This is a genomic window from Ammoniphilus soli (assembly GCF_040813775.1).
In genome coordinates this window covers 1-1677 of sequence record NZ_JBEGDL010000117.1, presented here as the reverse complement: position 1 = coordinate 1677, position 1677 = coordinate 1, and the positions used below count along the sequence as shown (strand labels likewise).

1 protein-coding gene is annotated in these 1677 nt (G+C 39.0%); it reads right to left on the bottom strand.

The features are described 5' to 3' along the window. Positions 1–140 precede the first annotated feature (140 nt). On the bottom strand, positions 141–1571 hold the full coding sequence (locus ABLT31_RS38555; protein WP_367761004.1) for an IS4 family transposase: 1431 nt from the start codon (positions 1569–1571) through the stop codon (positions 141–143). Positions 1572–1677: the final 106 nt, after the last annotated feature.

Sequence of the window (1677 nt, the reverse complement as noted above, 5' to 3'; positions counted from 1 at the left end):
CATGCCCATCAAGCTAACAGCACTGAAAAAATAATTGTAATAAAATGTGGTTTTTTCTCCTAAACTTCCGGCATTCAACATGAATATTAGACATATTCAAATAAGCCTTTCGCAGGCTTTATTTTTTTAATTTCATTATTCTACGCAGTAGCACGAGATTTCTGTGTACACTCATATACCACACCCAGGATATCAAATACTGTTTTCTTCTTGTACCGATGGGATTTCCGACCATTTTTCTCGATCATTTGCAAGATTTGCTGGAGGACTTGGACAATGTCTTCTACATCCTTGTTTAATGCATCATGAAGGGCGCCTAAATAAGTTTTCAAGATAGCCATTGCTTTTAACTCACTTACTTCCCTTTTCTTTTTCCGAAGAAGAATTTCACGCATCTGAAACATCAGAGAGGAAGTGAGGAGTAACGCAATCAATTTTCCATATAAATGACACTCAAATCGTTCGATTTTCACGGGTTTGATCCAATCAATATGAAATAAAGACTTCCATGTTTTAAACAGGATCTCCACTTGCCAACGCAATGAATATAAGGGATAAATATGCTCTTTGTCGACGTAACCCTTAGGGATGTTCGTGATATAGACATTGATGCCACTCAATCGTTTGGTTCTTTCTTTATAGGTAATTCCTTTTTTCTTTTCATTTTTAGCACGAATAGCCAGCCGTTCTTGTGTTTGCTCCTGGGTTAGTTTGTAGATCAGTAGGCGTGGAACCAGCTTTTTTTCACGTCCGAGATAGACCTCATCGACTTCCATTACTTCGCCTGGTTCAAGTTGATTCATGATGGCTTCTAAATCGATTTCCGTATATAAGGAGTCTTTTTTCACTTTTCCGTTTTTAAACCGTTCCACCTTTTCATTTTTTTGGTATACACGAACGTTTATTTTTAAACGTGAAATGTAATAAGCGCCACGTTGCTCGATTTGTTCAAAATCCTCTAAACAGAAGTAACCTAAATCTCGAATACAGAGGTCTTGTTTTTCCACCGTTTTCGCTAATTTAGCACCATATAAACCATCACTTGTGCTGCCACTTCCTACGTCTACATGCAAAAATTCGCCGGTTTTGAGATCATATTCTAATTGAATTTTCAATCCCGCTGTATGCGCACTTCCTCCTGACCCGGGATAACGATCAGCATAGGCATCCGGAAGTTGAAAAACGGTGGCATCCAAAATCCGAATCCGATGGAAATAAGAGTTGAGATTCCAAGGAATGGGCAAGGAAGAAGCTAATTTTTCACGGAGAAGAAGGGAAAACAACGTTCGGAGAAAAGCCACTCCGGATTCATGAAACCGTTGATTGAGTCCTTCGGCACTCATCGAAACCTTTCTTACTGCATCGAGTTGACTACATAAGGATGTCAGGGATTGAGTTGAGAGGTCATGGTCTAAAAAGGTACATAACGAGACGAAATCTTGTGCCGTCAGCTTACTTTTACGCTGGACAAAACCAGTTTGTCTGGCTAATGCTTCGAGTTCAGTAGGAGAAAAATGATGGTGTAATTCTTTACCGATTAGGTCTATTTCTTCTTGAAGGGAAAGGAATATAGGAACCATAAAAGACCATCCTTTCTATAAAATGGTAGTTTTATAGAAAGGATAGCGCATTTTCTTCGTTTTGGGGGTAATGATGTGTTTTAGCTTGATGGGCATG